The 429-nt window shown below is 35.7% G+C and carries 1 protein-coding gene; it reads right to left on the bottom strand.

Annotated features, from left to right (window positions below; translation table 11 throughout):
- The coding region (locus tag AACQ14_RS23965) for a hypothetical protein (RefSeq protein WP_339366054.1) at window positions 1-429 on the bottom strand (429 nt) is incomplete at both ends.

The following is a 429-nucleotide window of genomic DNA, read 5'->3' as shown; positions in this document are numbered from 1 at the left end:
CTGGAAAAAAGTTGAACTTATTTCCAGCTTCTGAGTAACATCCCATATAAAAGTGCCGGTCATATTCACTTATACCCTCTCTATCATACGCATCAATAGTGTTATCAGAACCACCGTCTACAGCAAATGCTAGAATATTTTCATCCCTGAATAAATCCATATCCATACAAAGACAAGATGCCAAATGAGCAAAACCGTGTAATGTGTATTCAGGAAACAAGTACTTTGGTAAATAGCTATCATCCTCTTGTAACTCTGGCTCACCCCATATCTCTACTCCATCATCTAATGTAATATCATACTCACTTAACAATTCATTGATGATTTCTTTACACTGCTTAACATCAAAAAATGGTAACCTTTGTTGCTTAATACCTGTTAATCTTTCTAACTCCCAGTAATGAACTAAGGATACGCTGTGTCCTTTTT

Origin of the sequence: Vallitalea maricola (genome assembly GCF_036985595.1) — a bacterium.
Lineage (GTDB): Bacteria > Bacillota > Clostridia > Lachnospirales > Vallitaleaceae > Vallitalea > Vallitalea maricola.
The sequence above is the reverse complement of the archived record's forward strand: the minus strand, read 5'-3'. Positions and strand labels throughout refer to the sequence as shown.